Annotated in this window: 7 protein-coding genes and 1 riboswitch; of the genes, 4 read left to right on the forward strand and 3 right to left on the reverse strand. The window is 75.6% G+C overall.

Going from position 1 to position 6600, the window contains the following annotated elements:
- Nucleotides 1-739, forward strand: a 739-nt coding sequence (locus ACXJKG_RS18200; RefSeq protein ID WP_456847152.1) for a cell division protein PerM, incomplete at its 5' end; no start/stop codon positions are given.
- On the opposite strand, the gene ACXJKG_RS18205 is transcribed toward ACXJKG_RS18200, so the two are convergent.
- Entirely contained in the window at nucleotides 736-1278 is a 543-nt protein-coding gene (locus ACXJKG_RS18205; RefSeq protein WP_456847153.1) for a hypothetical protein, read from the reverse strand. The two genes, ACXJKG_RS18200 and ACXJKG_RS18205, sit on opposite strands and share 4 nt — an antisense overlap.
- 69 nt (nucleotides 1279-1347) lie before the next feature.
- On the opposite strand from ACXJKG_RS18205, the gene purN reads away from it, so the two are divergent.
- Nucleotides 1348-1995, forward strand: coding sequence for a phosphoribosylglycinamide formyltransferase (gene purN, locus ACXJKG_RS18210; protein ID WP_456847154.1), 648 nt, complete (start codon nucleotides 1348-1350; stop codon nucleotides 1993-1995).
- Nucleotides 1996-2009: 14 nt separating this feature from the next.
- Nucleotides 2010-2097: riboswitch (ZMP/ZTP riboswitch) on the forward strand.
- A 38-nt stretch (nucleotides 2098-2135) separates the two neighbouring features.
- Nucleotides 2136-3728, forward strand: coding sequence for a bifunctional phosphoribosylaminoimidazolecarboxamide formyltransferase/IMP cyclohydrolase (gene purH, locus ACXJKG_RS18215; RefSeq protein ID WP_456847155.1), 1593 nt, complete (start codon nucleotides 2136-2138; stop codon nucleotides 3726-3728).
- 6 nt (nucleotides 3729-3734) lie between these two features.
- Here purH and ACXJKG_RS18220 read toward each other — a convergent pair whose 3' ends face one another.
- Entirely contained in the window at nucleotides 3735-5000 is a 1266-nt protein-coding gene (locus ACXJKG_RS18220) for an NAD(P)/FAD-dependent oxidoreductase (RefSeq protein ID WP_456847156.1), read from the reverse strand.
- A gap of 79 nt (nucleotides 5001-5079) precedes the next feature.
- Between ACXJKG_RS18220 and ACXJKG_RS18225 the strand changes: the two genes are divergently transcribed.
- On the forward strand, nucleotides 5080-5619 hold the full coding sequence (locus tag ACXJKG_RS18225) for a DUF3017 domain-containing protein (RefSeq protein ID WP_456847157.1): 540 nt from the start codon (nucleotides 5080-5082) through the stop codon (nucleotides 5617-5619).
- A gap of 65 nt (nucleotides 5620-5684) precedes the next feature.
- On the opposite strand, the gene ACXJKG_RS18230 is transcribed toward ACXJKG_RS18225, so the two are convergent.
- On the reverse strand, nucleotides 5685-6600 hold a 916-nt coding region (locus ACXJKG_RS18230; protein WP_456847158.1), incomplete at its 5' end, for an MIP family channel protein.

The raw sequence follows: 6600 nt of genomic DNA on the forward strand, positions 1-6600 counted from the left end.
GTGCCCGGCGCCGCTGCGGACCGGGGCCGYGGGCGGAGTCCTCGCCACGGCCGCCCTGGTGGCGCTCGCCGCGGCGGTCGCCACGCTCTGGGTCGTCGCGGGACGGGCCACGATCGGGGACGTCGTGCGGGGCCTCGGCCTGGACGCCGTCGGCGGCGTCGTGATGGCGATCGCCGAGCTGGCGTACCTGCCCAACCTGGTCGTGTGGGCGCTCGCCTGGCTGAGCGGTGCCGGGTTCGCCGTCGGGTCCGGTACGCACTTCGCGCCCGACGGGGTGATCGGAGGGCCGCTGCCCGCGGTGCCGATGCTCGGCGCCCTCCCGGCGCCGGACGTCGCCGGACCGGCCACGAGCGTGGTGCCGCTGGTGCTGGTCCTGGTGGGCGCGCTGGTCGGCTGGTACGTGCACCGCCGACTGGTCACGCAGCGGTGGTGGGAGGTGATGTCGGCGTGCGCCACCGCCGCGGTGACCACGGGGGTCGTCGTCGCGCTGCTGGTCACCGCCGCGAGCGGGGGCGTCGGGCCGGACCGGCTCGCCGACGTCGGCGCGCAGGGCGGGATCGTCGGGCTCCTGGCAGCTGCCGGGGTGCTCGTCGGGTCGCTGCTCGTAGCGCTGCCCGGGGACCGGCCGCTGCGGGCGCAGGTGCGCCACGCGTTCCGCGTCGCACTCCGTCGTGACGAGTCGGCGCTGGGTCCCGACGACGTCGCGCTCCGTCCGGACGAGGCCGACGTCCCKGACTAGGAGCCGGTGCTCCTCTTCTGCAACGAGTCCCGCAGGTCGTCGAGGTCCTTGAGGTACTGCGCGTTGCAGGCGTTCTTGGCGGTGATCGTCAGGGCGCCCTGCAGGCACTCCTGCTTGGCCTGCGAGACGGGCCACACCGCCAGCTGCACCGCGAGGAGCAGCGACCACGAGAGCGCGATGACGACGCCGACCCCGATCATGGGCGTGACCCCGCGGGACCGCGCCCGGCTCGACACGACGAGCGCCCAGACGCCGACGACCAGCGCCGCGAGGGCGAACACCAGGGCGGACGCCTGCCACGGCAGCGGGAGCGTGGCGACCAGCACCGACGACACCACGAGCACCCCGAACAGGCGCGTCAGGCGCAGGGCGCGCGCCGCCAGCTCGGGGTCGGGCGGGGCGCTGTCGGGAGCGGACGGGCGCACCGGACCGACGACGGGTGCGGGCGGCGGCCACGGGTGCTGAGCAGGCGGCGCGTCCACCCGGTCGCCGTCCGGCGTGCGCGGGCGGTCCTCGGGGGGCGCGTACGGGTTGCTCACCCGAGCATTCTCGCCCACGAACCTGGAGCCGCGGACGGAGCGTCCGTCGGGCGCGGATAGGGTCACTGCGTGACTCAGGAGACCCCCCGTCGCCCCGACCCGGCCACCCGCGGCTCCGGCCGGCTCGTCGTGCTCGTGTCCGGGACCGGCTCGAACCTCGCCGCGCTCCTCGAGGCCCACGGCGACGCCGCCTACGGTGCGCGCGTGGTGGCGGTGGTCGCGGACCGCGCCGGCATCCTGGCGCTCGACATCGCGCGCGAGGCCGGGATCCCGACCGCGGTCGTCTCGCTCAGGGACTTCGACGACCGTGCCGCCTGGGACGCCGCACTTGCCGAGACGGTCGCGGTGTTCTCCCCGGACCTCGTCGTCTGCGCGGGGTTCATGAAGCTGTTCGGTGCCACGTTCCTCGGCCGGTTCGGCGGTCGGATCGTCAACACGCACCCCGCGCTGCTGCCGTCGTTCCCGGGCGCGCACGGCGTGCGGGACGCGCTCGCGTACGGCGTGAAGGTGACTGGCTGCACGGTGATGGTGGTCGACGAGGGCGTCGACACCGGACCGATCCTCGCGCAGGCCACGGTGGCCGTGGAGGTCGACGACGACGAGGCCACCCTGCACGAGCGCATCAAGGCGGTCGAGCGGACGCTCCTGGTCGACTGGGTCGGGCGCATCGCCCGCGACGGACTTCGGGTCGAGGGCAGGCGCGCGATCGTCGGCTGACGCCCGCTAGACTCGGCCCCGGTCGTGACTGGCGCAGGTGGGTTCAACCACCGGGAAGCGGCCGCAGTGCCCCGCCACGCACCGCCCGCCTGGGTGCTTGGGTCCGCCCTTAGCCGACCCTTGTACCCCCGGGAGCCGCCATGTCCTCCACCGAGAACCAGCGACCTGTCCGTCGCGCGCTCGTCAGCGTCTACGACAAGACCGGCCTGACGGAGCTCGCCGCCGCCCTGCACGCCGCCGGCGTCGAGCTGGTCTCCACCGGCTCGACGGCCTCGACGATCGCCGCCACGGGCGTCCCCGTCACGCGCGTCGAGGACCTCACCGGCTTCCCCGAGTGCCTGGACGGGCGCGTCAAGACGCTGCACCCGCGCGTCCACGCCGGCGTGCTGGCCGACACGCGCCGCCCCGAGCACCTCGCGCAGCTCGAGGACCTCGGTATCGCGCCGTTCGAGCTGGTGGTCGTCAACCTCTACCCCTTCACGGCGACCGTCGCGTCCGGCGCCGGGCCCGACGAGTGCGTCGAGCAGATCGACATCGGCGGCCCGTCGATGGTGCGCGCGGCCGCGAAGAACCACCCCAGCGTCGCGGTCGTCGTCGACCCGGCCCGGTACGACGAGGTCGTCGCGGCGGTCGGTGCCGGCGGCTTCACGCTCGCCGCGCGGCGCCTGCTCGCCGCCGACGCCTTCGCGCACACGGCGTCCTACGACGCCGCCGTGGCCAGCTGGTTCGCGTCCGAGTACGCGCCCGACGAGGAAGCGACCGACTCCGGCTTCCCGGCGTTCACGGGCTCCACCTGGGTRCGCGGCGAGGTGCTGCGCTACGGCGAGAACCCGCACCAGCAGGCSGCCCTGTACCTCACGCCCGACGGCGYCGCGGGSCGSGGGCTGGCCGGCGCCGAGCAGCTGCACGGCAAGGCGATGAGCTACAACAACTACGTGGACGCCGACGCCGCCTGGCGGGCCGCGCACGACCACACCGCCCCGGCGGTCGCGATCATCAAGCACGCCAACCCCTGCGGCATCGCGGTCGGGGCGGACGTCGCCGACGCCCACGCCAAGGCCCACGCCTGCGACCCCGTCTCGGCCTTCGGCGGGGTCATCGCGACCAACCGGACCCTCACGGCCGCCGCCGCCGAGCAGATCGCGCCGGTGTTCACCGAGGTGGTCGTCGCGCCCGACTTCGAGCCCGAGGCGCTCGAGATCCTCGCGCGCAAGAAGAACATCCGCCTGCTCAAGGTCACCCCGACCGAGGGCGTGCGCACCGAGCGCCGCGCGGTGAGCGGCGGGCTGCTGGTCCAGGAGCTCGACCAGGTCGACGCACCCGGCGACGACCCGGCCGCCTGGACCCTCGCGTCGGGCACGCCGGCCGACGAGGCCACCCTGGCGGACCTCGTGTTCGCCTGGCGCGCCGTCCGGGCCGTGAAGTCCAACGCGATCCTGCTGGCCGACGACGGCGCCTCGGTGGGCGTCGGCATGGGCCAGGTCAACCGGGTGGACTCGTGCCGGCTCGCGGTCGAGCGGGCCAACACMGGGGACGTCGAGCGGGCGCGCGGGGCGGTCGCGGCCTCGGACGCGTTCTTCCCGTTCGCCGACGGCGCGCAGGTGCTCATCGACGCCGGCGTGCGGGCCATCGTGCAGCCGGGCGGCTCGGTCCGCGACGAGGAGGTCGTCGCGGCCGCGGCGGCCGCCGGCGTGACGCTGTACCTCACCGGGACGCGGCACTTCGCCCACTGACCGTCCTCAGACGAGGGCGGCCTCGCGCAGCGCACGCCCGGGGTCCCGGGCGACCGCTCGGTCGAGCCGAGGCAGCCGCGCGCCGGTGAAGAGCCGGCGCGCGGCGCCCACGTCGCGGGGGCGGTCGACGGTGAGGATCGCGGCGACCTCCTCGGTGCCCCGGCGGAACCACAGGGCGGCCCAGCCCTCGCCCGCGGGGTCGCCGCGGAGCACGACCTCGTCGTCGGGGTGCGGGTGCCCGAACTGCGCCAGCTCGTGCCCGAGCTGGGTGGAGAAGACGTAGGGCGCGACGTCGAGCGCGTCCTGCGGCCCGCCGAGCAGGTCGGCGACGAGGGCGGCCGGACCGCGGAGCGCGCCGTCCCAGTGGCCGCCGGGGACCCAGCCGTGCCGGGGCGAGCGGCGCAGGGCCACGTCGCCGACGGCCCGGACGGTCCGGACGTCCGCCGGCGCGCCGATCACCGCGTGGTGCTCGTCGACCCGCAGCGACCCGTCGGCCTCGCGCGGGAGCGCGCCGGCGAGCCAGTCCGTGGTCKGACGGGCGCCCACGGCCGCCAGCACGACGTCGGCGGGGATCAGCTTGCCGTCGGCGAGGAGCACGCCGTTGGTGCCCACCTCGACGACGTGCTCGCCGGTCAGCAGCCGCACGCCGGCCGCGGCGTACCAGGGGGCGGTGAGCTCGCCGACGGCCGGCCCCAGCGCGCCGGCCAGGGGAGCGCCCGTGGCCTCGAGGACGACGACGTCGACGCCCGCCGCCGCGGCGACCCCGGCCACCTCCGCGCCGATCCACCCGGCGCCGATCACCACCAGGGCCGTGCCGGGCGCCAGGGCCTCGCGCAGGCGCCGGGCGTCCGCGGCGGTGTGCAGCGTCAGCGCGGCCTCCCACCCGGGAGGCCGGACGGCGTGCGCGCCGGTCGCCACYACGAGCGTGTCGGCCGTGAACGAGCCGTCCGCGGTCTGCACCTCGGGCCGGCCACCCGCGAAGGAGAGGCCCCGCGCCGGGGTGCTCAGGTGGACCTCGTCGGCCATCGCGAGCAGGTCCACGCCGATCTCGTCGGTCAGCCACGTGGGCTCCGGACGGTCGAGCAGGTGCTTGGACAGGGGCGGCCGGTCGTACGGCGCGATCCCCTCGGCGCCGAGTACCACGACCCGCCCGTCGAAACCGCGTTCCCGCAGGCCGGCGACGGTCTGGGTCGCCGCGAGGCCCGCGCCGACCACGAGCACCTCCCGGACGCGCGACGTGTCCAGGGGCTCGTGGTCCGTCCGGGCGCTCACCACGCAACGGTAGTCTCCCGTCGGGAGGCAAGGACGGATGGCGGAGGAGCGGATGAGCGGGGGAGCCGGGGTTCGGCGCGTGGGTTCCGCGCGCCCTGACGCCGTCGATCCCGTGCTCGAACCCGTCGATCCCGTGCTCGAACCCGTCGGTGCCGCGCCCGCACCCGAGCCCGCGGCCACCCAGGCCCGACCGGTCGAGCCGGCCGAGGCCGCCGTGCCGATCGACGCCGTGCCGATCGACGCCGTGCCGGTCGACGCCGCGCCCGTCGACGCGCCGCCGGTCGAGCCCCCGCTCCACACGGGCCCGATCCCGGTCGAGGAGGCGCCGCTGGACCCGCGCGCCATCGCCCGCGCCTCGCTCGACGCGGCGCGCAACGCCTCGCTCTGGTGGACCAGCTCGGGGATCGTCGTCGCGACGCTCGTGGCCCTCGTCGTCGGCACCCGCGCCGGTGCGTTCGTGCTGGCCGCGGTCGCCCTGGCGTGCGCCGTGGTGCGCGGGGTGCTCCCGTCGCCCGGGCCGGTCGCGCTCTCGGTGCGGGCCAAGGCGATCGACGTCGCCGTGCTCGTGCTGCTGGGCGTCGGGCTCGCGGTGCTCGCGCAGATCCTGCCCAACGGCTGACCGCACGACGAAGGCCCGGGACCAGCTGGTCCCGGGCCTTCGCGCGTGCGGTCAGCGGGAGCGGGTCAGCGCTCCGTCACCACGAGGACGTCGTCTGTCGTGACGTAGGCGTCGTCCTCCTCGAGCAGGTTGTCCTCGGCCGGCTCGGCCGCGAACGCGCGGTAGACCAGGCCGGCCAGCGCGGCGCCGACCAGCGGGGCCACCCAGAACAGCCAGAGCTGGCTGAGCGCCCAGCTCTCGGAGAAGAGCGCCGTGGCGGTCGAGCGGGCCGGGTTCAGCGACGCGTTGGTGACCGGCAGGGCGACGAGGATCAGCACGGCGAGCCCCAGGCCGATGGCGAACGGCGCCTGCTTGTTGGCGGAGCGACGGTCGGTCGCGCCGAGGATGATGCCGACGAACACCGCGGTCACGACGATCTCGACCAGCAGCGCGATGACCAGCGAGAACTCGACCTGGCCGCTGGAGAGCTTGGACAGGGGCGAGTGTGCGCCGTACCCGTTGGAGACGCTCGAGTAGAACGACTTMGCCGTGGCGCTGCCGCTGGTGTCGATGAGCGCCGGCAGCTTCGACGGGATGGTGATGAAGAGGATCGCCGCGGCGAGGATGCCACCGACCAGCTGGGCAAGCCAGTAGGGCAGGACGTCCTTCCATGCGGTCCGGCCGCCGATGGCGGCACCGAGCGTCACGGCGGGGTTGAAGTGGCCGCCCGAGATGTGGCCGACGGCGATGGCGCCCGCGAGCACCGCGATGCCGAAGCCGAGGGCCACGGCGAGCGTGCCGCCGACGCCGCTGAAGCTGGAGTACAGCGCGATGCCGACGCCCACCAGGACGAGCGTGAAGGTGCCGAACGCCTCGGCGCCGAGCCGGGCGACCAGGCCCGAGCCGGTGACGACGACCGTGCCGGCGGGGACGACGTACGCGTCGAGCTCCTCGACGACGACGTCCTCGTCCTCCTCCTCGACCTCGTCGGCTGCCGCGGGG

This window comes from Cellulomonas sp. P5_C6 (genome assembly GCF_054049635.1).